The following is a 13308-nucleotide window of genomic DNA, read 5'->3' on the forward strand; positions in this document are numbered from 1 at the left end:
TCAAGTGAGTCTGTATTTTTATTACTTACAAATTTTGTTTAAGTCGCAAATGCAATATCGAACCTCCTTCTGGCTGTTATCTCTGGGTCAATTTTTTATTCCCTTTTCAGTTTTCGCAGGACTCTATTTTTTATTTGAGCAGTTTGGACAAATTAAAGGCTGGCAATTTTTCGAGGTGGCACTTTGCTTTGCGATTATTCATATGGCCTTTTCGATTAGTGAGTGCTTTGCGCGCGGGTTTGATTCGTTCTCAAGCTTAGTGGTCAATGGAGAGTTTGACCGGGTGCTTGTTCGTCCCAGGAGTACTGTTATCCAAGTTTTAGGATCGAAATTTGAGTTTACGAGAGTTGGAAGGTTAGCGCAAAGCATTATTGTCTTGATTTGGGCTTTAGCCAATTTATCCATTGATTGGAGCTTAATGAAGGGACCGACTCTAATGTTTATGGTGTTAAGCGGGATGATGATATTTACAGGAATCTACATTCTGGCTGCCACCTTATGTTTTTGGACGATTCAAGGATTAGAGGTAACTAACATCTTTACCGATGGCGGGAGGGAGATGGCACAATATCCGCTCAATATTTATCAGAAGTGGATTGGGAAATTTTTCACCTATGTCATCCCTTTCGGCACGGTCAACTATATTCCGCTTCTATACCTTCTCGGCAAAACGGAGGGGAATGATATGCTTTATCCGTTTACTCCCCTTTTAGGAAGCTTATTTATTATTCCGTGTCTTTTTATATGGCATCATGGAGTAAAACATTATCGGTCAACGGGGTCATGATATATTAATATAAAGATAGGGTATATCAAAATCAATAGCTAGAAAGGCAGTTGGGAAAGTGCCTTTCTAGCTTATTTTATTGGACTTTAGAAAGGGGTTTTTGCCCTATCATAGGCCAGCTTTTATGCGGGGTCGTCCCGAATAGCAGTAAAAATAAAGTATATATAAAGCCGTTTGTTAAACTGGGCCGAAGCTGGATATGGCTACAGTGTTACTCTATCAAACAGAGACTGAACCTTTGAACAAATGCTTAAGATCATTAAAACGATGGAGTATGTCGAAGTGAATTAATGGCTGAATTCCGTAACAGCTCCAGGCGAGTGGCAGTAACGGAATTTTTTCTTACAATATAAAATTAATGAACATTAGGAAAAAGTATACAAATAAAAATATTTGTCGAGTATGGTAAAAGCAATCCATTTGTATGACTTCGGCTAATGGGATGGGTTAAAACATGAAAATGTCATATTTAACGCTAGAAATCATAACTGGATTTTTCCTCTTATTTATCATTGTAAAGGTACTTGGGAAGAAAATGATTAATCAAATTACCCCATTTACTTTTATTGCGTCCATCGTATTAGGTGAGTTATTAGGAAATGCCATTTATGATGATAAGGCTTCTTTTATACATTTAGTATACGCGATGACTCTGTGGGCACTTCTGCTGCTTACCGTTGAGCTTTTTGGGCAAAAGTTTTTAAAATTGCGTGGAATTTTTGAAGGAAAGCCATCGGTATTAATTCGTAACGGGGTTGTAAATCGAGAAGAACTGAAGAAAAATCGAATGAATATTAATCAATTACAAAGTCTTTTGCGGCAGTCTGAGACATTTTCAATCCGAGAAGTTGCCTATTGTTATTTAGAGGTAAACGGCTCTATTAGTATACTTAAAAAATCTCCGAAACAAAAGATGCAACAAGAAGATCTCAATCTTCCGCCGAAGCCTGTATATGTCCCGGTAACAATAGTCCGGGACGGGGAGTTATTAAAGGATGAATTAGTTGAACTTGGCCGGGATGAAAAGTGGCTGATGCTTCAGCTGCAAGCGCAAGGAGTAAGTGGATATCAGGAAGTTTTTATTGCGGAATGGCTAGAAGGTGAAGGATTATTCGTCCAAACCTTTGATCAGGGAGATTGACTTTAGTAAATTCACAATCAAGCTGGTCAAGTTAGCAATTAAAAAGAAATTACATAAGTTGTTGCATGGTAGCATAGAAAGGGATATGAAAAAAATCGGAAGGTATATTCGTGAAGGGAGAAATAATCATGTCAATTAGTAACAAAGAATTACCTTGGTTTTTCTCGGAAGTGGAGTGGATTCTGGAACGCAAGAAACCTATAGAAGAGGAGTCTGCTTATGCAAGCGACTTTTTGAACGCTAATCGAAGTAAGTTGTCGAAGGATGAGATTAAAAAGAACTATGTATTGGAGGGAACCGAGGGAAATGTTAGCCTGCAGGATCTTTTCAAAGGACGTAATCAGCTGATCGTCTGCCATTTTATGTTTGACCCAAGCTGGGAACAGGGATGCCCGCACTGCTCTCTAGGCGCTGACAAAGTCTCAGATGACTACATTAATTATATGCATGACCGGGAAACTACTTTTGTTTATGTCTCCCGGGCTCCGTTGACAAAGCTCGAGGCATATAAGAACCAAAAGGGATGGAGTTTCCCTTGGTATTCTTCGTACGGAAGTGACTTTAACTATGATTTCAAGGCAACCACTGAAGAAGGGGAAAAAGCAGGGGTGAGCATCTTCATTCGAGATGGCAACAGCATCTACCGGGTAATACAGAAAGTAAGCTAGGTTATTTCAATCCAGAAATAAATTATAAAAGACATGGGACAATCACTTTGATGCCATGTCTTTTTATACTGGTTAAACAATCTAAATATTAATACAATACTTTATTTTGAAAAGGGAGGAAGAATGGATGCTAAGCAAAATCCAAAAAATCACCCCAAACCTATGGTTCGATACACAAGCAGAAGAAGCGGCGGAGTTTTATTGTACAATCTTTGAAAATTCCAAAGTCGGAAAAATGAACCGTTACGGAAACGAGGGGCAAGAAGTTCACGGGATGCCGGCAGGAACCGTATTAACCGTCCAATTCCAACTGGAAGGGCAAGATTTTGTCGCACTAAATGGTGGTCCTCATTTCAAATTCTCTGAGGCAATATCCTTTATCGTTAACTGTGAAACGCAAGAAGAGGTGGACTATTATTGGAAAAAACTCAGTGATGGCGGAGATGAAAAAGCACAAATGTGCGGCTGGCTAAAGGATAAGTTCGGAGTATCGTGGCAAATCATTCCTGTCTCTCTAACAGAGATGATCAGCGATTCCGATTCTGAAAAATCACAAAGAGCGATGAAAGCAATGCTTCAAATGAAGAAAATTGACATAAAAACGTTAAAGCAGGCGTATGATGGGTAGGCTGATTTCGGGAGAGAGAAGAACACGGTACAATATCTATCGAAAGGAAGAGGTGTGTTTCTGAAAAAAGTGATCCCCTTTTAGACAGTCGAAACCTTCTTTCTTTTAGAATTAATGAAGCGCAGGATCTGTCTGCTTTTACAGAACTCTGCGCTTTTATAATGAACATACGACTATTACAGCGTTACTTCAAATGATTAGGCTGCTTTTCGATTAAATCCTATCCCTCCTTTTTTAAAGCGAATAAACACTAGTGTTAATATCCCATGAATAGCTAATACACCGATGAGGAGCTTAACTAATAGTGAAGTTTCAGGTGCATAAGTGTCGATCGTATGCCAGGGGGTGCCAAATATATACGTTAATACCGGGATGAAGGCTATAGATAATCCAATCGAAATCACGCCGATTGATCCCGCAGCCTTATTACGGATGTTTGGCTTTCTCTTATGGTGGAACAAATGCCAACCTGACAATAGTGTAACAATGATCACTAGACTTAATGACATCCATTGCATCTGATAACTTGCTTCAGGCAGCGCTGGAACTTCGTTTCCCTCCATGATCGCTTTGATGCCTTCTCTCATATAAGTCGTATGAAGTACTTCGGAATAATTGTTCTTATTTGTCAGTAAAACAAAACCGTAATTCTGATCTGGATCAAGGAATAGCTCAGCTCGTGAATCGGGCGTTTCACCTCCGTGAAAATAGTATGCATCTTCTGGGTTTTCAGAGATTCTCCACCCTAATCCATAGAACATATCCTCTTTTCTATGAATTTGGGGAGAAATATATTCTGCGAAAATTGAAGCTGAAAGTAATTCCTCTCCGCCATCTAGCAAGAACTCAACGTATTTGACCATGTCGTTGGAAGTAGACGTTATATAGCCATAAGGGGCACCACTGTCGTCAAAAAAGATCTCACTTTTCACGGGTTTTCCAAACCAAGATTGAAAGCCAGGCTGATAACCTAAACTAGATGCAGCCTCATAGGTGGACACAGTTTTACTCATACCTAATTCTGAAAAAACCTCTGTCTCCATATAATCAGCAAAAGTCTGGTTTGTGACCTCCTCAATAATAAGACCTAAAAGCAAATAGTTAGCAGCACTATACTGGTGAGTTTCTCCCGGTTCAGACCTGAGTGTAACCGTACCAAGCTGAGCAACCGCTTGACTAATCGCATCTTCACCTCTTAAATTCAGTTCAGCAACCTTTAATCCATCATAAGAGCTGATACCGCTCGTATGGGCCAGAAGATGGCGAATTGTTATGTCTTTTTCAAAGGCACCCTTATCGTAAGAAAATGAAGGAATATACGTATTAATTGCCTGATCCAGATCAAGTGTCTGCTCCTCTGCCAATTTCATAATCGCAAGGCTGGTCAAAGGCTTACTGACGGATCCAATCGTAAATAATGTATCCTCTGTAACAGGCGTGCCGTCACTTTGAACCCCCCAGCTTTCTTGGAAAACTAGTTCTCCATCCTTTATTACCGCTAAAGTAGCACCGGGAATTTGGTAATCATCAAGTGCTTGCTCCATATAATCCCTTAAGGACTGTGTCGTATGATCATCCTCCGCTTGAACAGGAAACGGAATACATAACAAGATAAGTAATAGTAGGCATAGTTTTAGTTTTTTCATTATGATACTCCTAAATTAATCTTTTGTGTGTTTTTGGTTGGTTGACTAACCAATATCGTTGAAATAGAAACCTATTTTCTCAAATAGATCTCTAGGAGTCCTACTAGCAACTGATAAGCTTTATCTATATCAAAATCGGGATCTACAATTTTCTGCAGGGCCAAACCATCGAAGCAGGCTAATAAAATACCAGCCATCTCAGTTGAGTCATCATATTGTTGGCCGACAATGTGCTTTAATGGTTCAGACAAGCTATCCCTCCCACTTTTTAAAATAGAAGCTGCTTCCTTCCGAACCCCTTCATTTTTTAGCCCGAGAGAAAAAATCTCATAGCGTAAGCGATACCAATCCGGTTCTTTATCTGACCGCTCTTTAATTTCCTTAAAGACATCAAATGGTGATAAAGAATATTTTTCATCCCCATCATACTTTTGGTGATAGTGACTTTGAATTTTTTGTTGAACGGCAAATAATATTTCTTCTTTGTTCTTAAAGTAATAGTGAACTAGACCGGGTGTAATCTCCGCTTCGTTTGCAATGTCTTTTATCGATGCATTTGCATAGCCTTTTCTTGCAAATACCTTATAGGCAGCATCAATTAAGAGTTGACGCTTATCTTCCTTCTTACTCATACTTTCACCTCAATTGTTTGGTCAACCAACCAAATTATAGTGCTAACTAGAAACTAAGTCAATCTTTAATTAAAAGGATTACTTAGAATCCGTTAATCTAGAAAAAGAAGCAACCATCCAAACCCTAACTAGTAAAGGACAATTACTTCTTTTTTGTATTATGGGGCACGTCGGTCGTTAAATTCGCCACGTGCTTTATATATTATTTTCCGAATGCTTTCGATGGACAAATTGTACTTTTTCTCTAATTCCTCAAAAGACCAGCCATCACTGTATAATTGATAAATTTCTTCATTTCTTCGAGCAAGTAATCGACGGGAACCGTTTATTTCGCCCCATCCAGCTCGCTGATTGTTTTGCTTAGGGATATAAATCAGTTCGCCTTGAATATGCTTCTGTACTTCCTTCAGCAAGCTAGGAGGGAACACCTCTTTTCCATTTTTGTATTGCAAAATTTACGTCCTCCTTATTCAGGTGTACGTGAAAAAACAATTTCGCATGTTTCATGTTTCATGTCTCTCCTTTCGCTCGTAAATTGATCGTACAGTTTACAAAAATGTGTAGGCATAACACATATTTATAGTATAAGTGGAATTTGTGCTTGCGGGAAGTCATAATGTTCAGAAAATATTAAGGACCGCCATTGCAGCGGTCCCATACTATGAGATTCCGACTAAGCGGAAATCACCTCATATATTGTGATCAAACCAATCAGCCCCCTTTCGCTAATTTTTGTCGGTCCGACACCTTTATTAACGCACAGAATCACCAGTGCAAACAAGTGAAGAAATAAATATAATCATTTTTTACCTGGCTTTTATTGATATTTCACCTGCATTTTAATGGACAGGACTTAAGTCTTATTTAATTTTGGCAACATTTCGCGTGACAAAATGCTCTTTTCTTTAAATTGAAACCGCTTTACATCACCTTTATCATTAAGTTGTACGATAGAATCTAGCATGTTTAGATAGATTAATGGTTGAAAGAAAGGAGCAAAATGTATGTCAAAAGTAGCAGAGACACAAAAGTCTGATTTTCGTGTGAAGATTCAGCGCTTTGGCAGTTATTTAAGCGGCATGATTATGCCGAATATCGGTGCTTTTATTGCTTGGGGTCTTATAACAGCATTATTTATTCCTACTGGCTGGTTTCCAAATGAAGAATTAGGTCAGCTCGTTGGACCGATGATTAGCTTTTTACTTCCATTATTAATTGGATATACAGGCGGTAAGATGATTTATGAAGGCCGCGGTGGAGTTGTTGGGGCAACAGCAACAATGGGGGTTATCGTCGGTTCTGATATTCCGATGTTCCTCGGGGCTATGATTATGGGACCGCTTGGCGGCTGGTTAATTAAAAAAGTAGACCAAGTCATTCAGCCTAAGGTTAAACAAGGCTTTGAGATGTTAGTTAATAACTTCTCTGCAGGGATCCTTGCTGCTATTTTAACGGTCATTGCCTATTGGGCGATTGGCCCAGTAGTAGAAGGTTTAAACACGGTTTTAGCTGCCGGGGTTGAAGTGATTGTAAATGCTGGTTTACTTCCGCTCGCTAATATTTTCATAGAACCAGCGAAAGTTCTATTCTTAAACAATGCGATTAACCATGGAATTTTAAGTCCGCTTGGTGCGGAGCAAGCAGCAGATACAGGAAAATCCATTCTATTTTTACTTGAAACAAACCCAGGACCAGGTCTTGGCATCCTGCTTGCTTTCATGTTTTTTGGAAAAGGTACAGCAAGACAAACATCACCGGGAGCGGCGATTATCCACTTCTTCGGTGGTATTCATGAGATTTATTTCCCTTATATCTTAATGAAGCCACTATTAATTTTGGCAGCGATCGCAGGTGGAATCAGTGGTGTATTTACCTTTACATTATTCAATGTAGGGTTGGTGGCGCCTCCATCACCAGGAAGTATCTTTGCCCTTATGGCGATGACGCCAAAAGGCGGCGGCCACTTAGGCGTGCTGCTTGGAGTTCTGGTTGCTACAGCTGTTTCCTTTGCGATTGCTTCTCTGATTTTAAAAACAAGTAAGCAGGACGAGGAAGAGGATATTACGAAGGCTGCTGCTAAAATGGAAGAGATGAAGGGTAAAAAGAGTTCTGTAGCAGAAACCTTTGAAGCACCAAAAGCAAATGAAATCCATTCATTTGATGCTAAAAATGTAAATAAAATTATCTTTGCTTGTGATGCAGGAATGGGTTCAAGTGCGATGGGAGCTTCTATTTTAAGAAATAAAGCCCAAAAAGCAGGATTAAACATTGATATTACCAATACAGCGATTAGCAATATCCCTGATGATGCTGATATTGTCATAACACATAAAGACTTAACGCCGCGGGCGAAAGAAAAATTACCAACCGCTCATCATATTTCTGTGGATAACTTCTTAAATAGTCCGAAGTATGATGAACTGATAGAAGATCTAAAATAATATCAACCAGCAAGGCTAACTCTAATAGTGGAGTTAGCCTTCGTTCATTTTAATTTTGGCAACAATAAACGTGACGAAATTTTAAATTCATTTCCTTGTGATTAATATAAACGGGCTTTATTATAAGATTGACAAAACAAAAATAGTAATTTAATTTTGTCAACAAGTTTCTCGTAATAGGCCTGTATGTGGAGTGGATCGAATGTATATCTCTGCAAGAGAGCGAAAGATATTGGAGCTTTTACTTAACCATTATGAAGAAATGACAGTTAAAGATCTTGCCAATGAGTTAGCTGTTAGCCCTCGTACCGTTCATCGTGATTTAAAAGGGGTAGAGGAAATTCTGCAAGAGAATAGTCTGGAGCTTAATAAGAAATCCGGAATCGGTATTCAGATAATAGGAAATCAAGAGGATCGAGAAAAATTACGGCTTTTTCTTTTTCATTTGTCTCATCATGAATATACACCAGAAGAAAGGCAAACCTTTGTCTTGTCAGCATTATTAGATGCAAACGAGCCCGTAAAGCTGCTGGCATTAGCGAATGAACTAAATGTGACAATTGCAACGATTAGTCATGACTTAAATAAAATTGAAGAGCAAGTTAAGCCATTTGGGTTAACATTACTAAGAAAACGCGGATATGGTGTAGAAGTAATAGGAAAAGAATCAGCTAAGCGAAAAGCTATGAGTAAGCTGATTATGGAGAATATAGAGGAATCTGAGCTGCTTTCTATTTTAAAAGAAACAATCCAAAAAAAGTCCGCCCAAACAGAGGATACAATTACAGATCGGCTGCTTGGACTCGTTGACAAAAAGAAGCTTTTGATTATCGAAAAACAAATTGAAACTATTAAAGATGATCTTCCTTATTCACTTGCAGACAGCGCCTATATCGGGCTAGTCGTTCATTTAGCTTTAGCGATCGAACGAATTCAGCACGGGGAAGAAATCCATTTTGACCAAGATTTCCTCGAAGGCCTGAAAGACACGAAGGAATTTGAAGTCGCCCAAAAAATTGTAGCAAATCTTGAGGGAGTCTTTCGGATTCATATCTCTCCTGGAGAAATAGGCTATATCACGATGCATTTATTGGGGGCAAAGCTGCGTACGGATCATGATGACCTATTTGAAGAATTGAGTATCCAAGTTGGATATTCTGCACAAAAACTAATTCACTTTGTTAGTGAAGAAATTGGTTTTGATTTAACGAGAAATATATCCTTATTACAAGGATTGGTCGCCCATTTAAGACCTGCTTTATATCGTATAAAACAGAACATGGGTATATCGAACCCGCTTCTTCCTAGAATTGAACTGGAATATAACGATATGTTTTCAATCCTAGAAAAGGCTGTAAAAGTGATTTTTCCAGATTTAGAAGTGCCTAAAGAGGAAATTGGCTATTTAGTGATGCACTTTGCTTCCGCTCTTTTAAATAAAGAGCAAGATACAGAACATAACATATTGGTTGTCTGCTCGAGCGGGATCGGGACTTCGAAAATCCTTTCAACTAAATTAAAGCAAGAAATACCAGGACTTAAGACAGTGAATGCATCTTTGTTTGATTTAGAAAAAACAAATGTGAAGGAATTTGATGCGATTGTCACAACTGTTCCTTTAAAAGATCTAAAAGAGGATTATTTGGTTGTAAGTCCGCTTTTGTCAGCAGAAGAGGTAAATAAAATAAAAAGGCTGTTACTCACAAAACAAACCTTCTCTAACCAGAGGCAAAAAGTTAGAACAGAAGCTCGCCCGTTTGATCACGGGGACTTTTTGGAACAATTACAAAAGATAAAAAACTATTCAGCGGCTATATACGAGATTTTAAGCAGCTTTGGTGTGTATCATTTAGAAGCTGATTCTGTTGAAGGGGCATTAAATCAAGTATGTGATTCCCTTTATATGCAAAACGCAATAAGTCATATTCCGAAGGTGATTGAAGATCTTTTAAGACGGGAACATATCGGCGGGCTCGGAATTCCGGGAACATCCCTAGCTTTATATCATACGAAAAGCGAGTATGTTCAAGTACCATGCTTTACCGTGTGCAGGCTCAATCATCCTATATCAGTAAGATCGATGGATGGTTCCCAAATCGAAATGAATTCACTTCTTCTTTTGCTATCCCCGAAAGAAGCGGATGAAGAATCATTAGAAATATTAAGTTCGATTAGCTCCCTTATTATTCGGGATGAACGATCGATCAAGATGTTTCAGTTAAGTCAAGAGGATGAACTGGCCGATTTTTTAGGTGCAGAACTGAAAGCTATTTATCAAGAAAAAGTAAAATAAAGGAGTGCACAACATGACAAACGCAATCTTTACTAAAGAAAATATCATCCTTAATGCAAGTTTTTCTACTAAAGAAGAGGCGATTAGAAGTACTGGGCAAATCTTAGTAAATAAAGGGTACACAGAACCAGAATATATTGAAAAAATGTTGGAACGGGAAGAATTAACATCGACCTATATGGGAAATTTTGTGGCGATTCCTCACGGTACAGAGGATGCAAAGAAATCGGTAAAGTCTTCAGGGCTATCCCTGGTTCAGGTTCCAGACGGAGTCGATTTTGGCGGCGGAAACATTGTGAAAGTCTTAATCGGAATTGCGGGTAAAGACGGAGAGCACTTAGAGATTTTATCAAAAATCGCGATTGTTTGCTCGGAGGAAGAAAATATTCAAAAAATAGTTGAAGCAAAGACGTCTGAAGAGATTTTAAGCTTATTTAATGAGGTGAATTAAATGCTTGCAATCCATTTTGGAGCAGGGAACATCGGGAGAGGCTTTATTGGAAGTCTTTTATCAAATGCAGGCTATCAGGTGTGCTTTGTAGACGTAAATGCAGAGATTGTAAATTTAATAAATGAAAAACAAGAATACCGCGTAGTGCTAGCTGATGAAAAAAGTCAAGAAACAATCGTTAAAAATGTAAAAGCCATTAATAGCATACAAAATCCAGAGGCTGTGATGGACGCGATTGCTGCTGCTGACATTGTGACGACAGCAGTGGGTCCTAACGTACTGGTGATTATTTCCGATCTTATTGCAAATGGTTTAAGAAAAAGGCTGGAACAAACGGACAAGTCCCTTAATTTGATTGCCTGTGAGAACATGATTGGAGGAAGTGCTTTTCTTAAGGAGAAAGTGTACGAAAAACTATCCCAAGCTGAAAAGCAACAGTTCGATCAATATTTTGCTTTTCCCAATGCGGCAGTGGATCGGATCGTTCCTAATCAAAGTAATGAAGATAAATTAATGGTATCTGTTGAACCGTTTTATGAATGGGTTGTCGACCAGTCTCAGATGGTGGGAGTAATTCCGGATATTGAAGGCATAACCTTTGTTAATGACTTAAAACCTTATATTGAAAGAAAGCTGTTTACGGTTAACACAGGCCATGCTGTTGCAGCATATTTAGGATTTCAAGCAGGTTTAAAAACAATCAAGGACGCGATGGAAGATCCTGAGGTTTCACAAACCGTTCATGAGGCACTAAAGGAAACAGGTTCTGTTTTAGTGAAGAAATATAGCTTTGATGATGAGCATATGAAATATATAAAAAAAATTATAGCCAGGTTTATGAATCCTTATATCAATGACGAAATACCGAGAGTAGCAAGAGGTCCTATTCGTAAGCTTGGAGCGAATGACCGTTTGGTGGGGCCAGCTGTTCAATATTATGAATACTTAAAAGGACATCCTGTTCACTTAGTGAAAGGGATAGCGGCAGCTCTTCAATACGATTTTCCACAAGATGAGGAAGCTGTTAAATTACAGGAAAAAGTGAAAGAGAAGGGATATGAAGGAGCAATGAAGGAAATTTGCGGAATTGCACCGGATCACCCTTTATTCTCACTAGTTTTATCGCAGTTAGCCAAATAGAATGATTGAAGCACTGATGGCCGGTTAAGATCGGTCATCAGTGCTTTTTAGTTCTGACTAACTTTTGAATATTCATAACAAAATTATATTTAGAAACCATTAACCGTTCCGATTCAATAAATGGGCATATAATTATTCTATTATTTTTGAAATATTATATTTTTATAAAATACTATTCCAAAAAATGCAATTTGAATTTTTATGAAAATTTATGCATAATAGGACTATAGTGATTTAGCGTATTAAAGCAACTAGATTACTAGATTAGATGATTAGGAGTTGTGCCAATTGGAAAAGAATCTGGTTCTTACAACTATTGAAGAAGTATATCAGGATGTCATCACATGGCGTCGACAATTCCATGAAAATCCAGAGCTGTCATTTCAAGAATTCCGAACCTCTCAATATGTTTACGATTTGCTTGAAAGCTTCGGAGGGTTTGAGCTTTCAAGACCAACAAAAACAAGTGTTGTAGCCCGGTTAAAGGGGTCAAAACCAGGTAAGGTAATTGCTCTACGTGCTGATATGGATGCTTTGCCAATTCAGGAAGAGACGGGATTGCCATTTGCATCAAAAAAAGATGGCGTTATGCATGCCTGCGGCCATGATGGTCATACAGCCATGCTGCTCGGAGCTGCCAAAGTTTTAAAAGATTATAAAGAATCATTAAGCGGAGAAATTGTTTTCCTTTTTCAGCATGGAGAGGAACTCCAGCCTGGAGGAGCTAGAGAAATGGTGCAAGCCGGAGTTCTTGAAGGTGTAGATCAAGTTGCCGGCATCCATTTAATGTCAACCATGCCATATGGCACAATTGGGATACGTAAAGGATCCATAACTTCAGCAAGTGATATTTTTACTATAACTGTTCAAGGGAAGGGCGGACATTCCTCAACTCCTGAACTAACCATTGATCCATTAGCGATAGGGGCACAAATTGTTATGGGGCTCAATCATATTGTTTCACGATCAGTTGGTGCGTTAGATTCTGCCGTATTATCCGTTACTCGTTTCCACGCCGGTGATGCATTTAATGTTATCCCAGATACTGTAGAAATTGGAGGATCTGTGAGAACCCTTGCTCAGTCTGTCCGTGAACTCGTTAAAAAACGTATTAGTGAAGTAACGGAAGGAATCGCTAAAGCGAATGGAGCTGCTGTAAAAGTTGACTATATATATGGCTATGATCCTGTTATAAATGACAGTGATGTAACCGAACAAGTAGCCAGTGTGATTGAAGAACAATTAGATGGTTCGCTAGAATGGGTTCCGCCTATGCTCGGCGGCGAGGATTTTTCCGCATTCACTAATGAAAAGCCGGGCTGCTTTGTATTTATCGGATCGGGAAATGAAGCGAAGGGAATCGTTTATCCTCACCACCATCCTAAGTTTGATCTAGATGAAAGAGCGATGAAGGAAGGCTTGAAATTTCACGTATTCACAGCCCTAACACTAACCAATCAATAGCATCTAGAGGAGGGGAA

The 13308-nt window shown here is 38.8% G+C and carries 12 protein-coding genes; 9 read left to right on the forward strand and 3 right to left on the reverse strand.

All coding sequences use genetic code 11. From position 1 onward, the window contains the following. Positions 1–4 precede the first annotated feature (4 nt). From CRO56_RS17510 to CRO56_RS17525, 4 genes are all read left to right on the forward strand, one after another. Positions 5–787, forward strand: a complete 783-nt coding sequence (locus CRO56_RS17510) for an ABC transporter permease (protein ID WP_179714334.1) — start codon at positions 5–7, stop codon at positions 785–787. 454 nt (positions 788–1241) lie between these two features. Continuing rightward, complete coding sequence (locus tag CRO56_RS17515; protein WP_097159923.1) at positions 1242–1928, forward strand: DUF421 domain-containing protein; 687 nt, start codon at positions 1242–1244, stop codon at positions 1926–1928. Between the two features lie 128 nt (positions 1929–2056). Then, entirely contained in the window at positions 2057–2596 is a 540-nt protein-coding gene (locus tag CRO56_RS17520) for a DUF899 family protein (protein WP_097159924.1), read from the forward strand. Between the two features lie 127 nt (positions 2597–2723). After that, entirely contained in the window at positions 2724–3224 is a 501-nt protein-coding gene (locus CRO56_RS17525; RefSeq protein WP_097159925.1) for a VOC family protein, read from the forward strand. 197 nt (positions 3225–3421) lie between these two features. Here CRO56_RS17525 and CRO56_RS17530 read toward each other — a convergent pair whose 3' ends face one another. The 3 genes from CRO56_RS17530 to CRO56_RS17540 form a co-directional block, all read right to left on the reverse strand. Further along, positions 3422–4870 carry a serine hydrolase domain-containing protein gene (locus CRO56_RS17530; RefSeq protein ID WP_097159926.1) on the reverse strand — a complete coding sequence of 483 codons (1449 nt, stop codon included), beginning with the start codon at positions 4868–4870 and terminating at the stop codon, positions 3422–3424. Positions 4871–4941: 71 nt separating this feature from the next. Continuing rightward, positions 4942–5502, reverse strand: coding sequence for a TetR/AcrR family transcriptional regulator (locus CRO56_RS17535; protein WP_097159927.1), 561 nt, complete (start codon positions 5500–5502; stop codon positions 4942–4944). A 158-nt stretch (positions 5503–5660) separates the two neighbouring features. Further along, complete coding sequence (locus CRO56_RS17540) at positions 5661–5954, reverse strand: CD3324 family protein (protein ID WP_097159928.1); 294 nt, start codon at positions 5952–5954, stop codon at positions 5661–5663. Between the two features lie 552 nt (positions 5955–6506). Between CRO56_RS17540 and CRO56_RS17545 the strand changes: the two genes are divergently transcribed. The 5 genes from CRO56_RS17545 (at position 6507) to CRO56_RS17565 (ending at position 13291) form a co-directional block, all read left to right on the forward strand. Next, positions 6507–7943, forward strand: a complete 1437-nt coding sequence (locus tag CRO56_RS17545; RefSeq protein WP_097159929.1) for a PTS mannitol transporter subunit IIBC — start codon at positions 6507–6509, stop codon at positions 7941–7943. A gap of 202 nt (positions 7944–8145) precedes the next feature. Next, positions 8146–10236, forward strand: coding sequence for a BglG family transcription antiterminator (locus CRO56_RS17550; RefSeq protein ID WP_097159930.1), 2091 nt, complete (start codon positions 8146–8148; stop codon positions 10234–10236). A gap of 13 nt (positions 10237–10249) precedes the next feature. Then, a complete protein-coding gene (locus tag CRO56_RS17555; protein ID WP_097159931.1) occupies positions 10250–10687 on the forward strand; it encodes a PTS mannitol transporter subunit IIA in 438 nt (145 codons plus the stop codon). Beyond that, on the forward strand, positions 10688–11827 hold the full coding sequence (locus tag CRO56_RS17560) for a mannitol-1-phosphate 5-dehydrogenase (protein WP_097159932.1): 1140 nt from the start codon (positions 10688–10690) through the stop codon (positions 11825–11827). Between the two features lie 288 nt (positions 11828–12115). Further along, complete coding sequence (locus tag CRO56_RS17565; RefSeq protein ID WP_245855961.1) at positions 12116–13291, forward strand: M20 family metallopeptidase; 1176 nt, start codon at positions 12116–12118, stop codon at positions 13289–13291. Positions 13292–13308 lie beyond the last annotated feature (17 nt).

Origin of the sequence: Bacillus oleivorans (assembly GCF_900207585.1) — a bacterium.
In the GTDB taxonomy this organism is placed as follows: domain Bacteria; phylum Bacillota; class Bacilli; order Bacillales; family JC228; genus Bacillus_BF; species Bacillus_BF oleivorans.